Raw genomic sequence first — 455 nt, forward strand, 5'->3', positions numbered from 1 at the left:
GATCAAGTACGCGCAGACTTGGCATATATATCAAGAAATAATACCAAAGCCTTACGTACCTTATGTTATATCTATGAAGCAGCTGGAGATTATGAGAAAGCGGCATTGGTGTATGAGCGTATCTTAAAGATCGCTCCATCAGAGGCACAATCGTATAGAGATTTGGCCTTAGTATACCAAGAGATTGGGAAGTATAATGAAGCATTGGAGTTATACTATAACATGCTAGGAGAACAAATCAAGGGTGTTGACTTTACAGGATTAGAGAAGACATTACGCAATGAGTTAAGTCATTTGTTAGCACTACATAAGGACAAGGTAGATTATAGTCGTTTTCCAAATGAGTGGTTACGTACAGATTTTGATATAGACATTCGAATGGTGATTGATTGGTCAGATAGATCAGTGCCATTTGAGTTTCAGTTTGTAAATCCAGACAAGAAATTCTTTAAGTG

At 37.1% G+C, this 455-nt stretch carries 1 protein-coding gene; it reads left to right on the forward strand.

Translation table 11 applies throughout. The annotated features are described in order from the left end of the window. A partial coding sequence (locus Q1A60_RS21490; RefSeq protein WP_300008506.1) for a tetratricopeptide repeat protein occupies positions 1 to 455 on the forward strand: 455 nt, incomplete at both ends.

The sequence above is a fragment of the uncultured Dokdonia sp. genome (assembly GCF_947492535.1).
Taxonomy (GTDB): Bacteria; Bacteroidota; Bacteroidia; order Flavobacteriales; family Flavobacteriaceae; genus Dokdonia.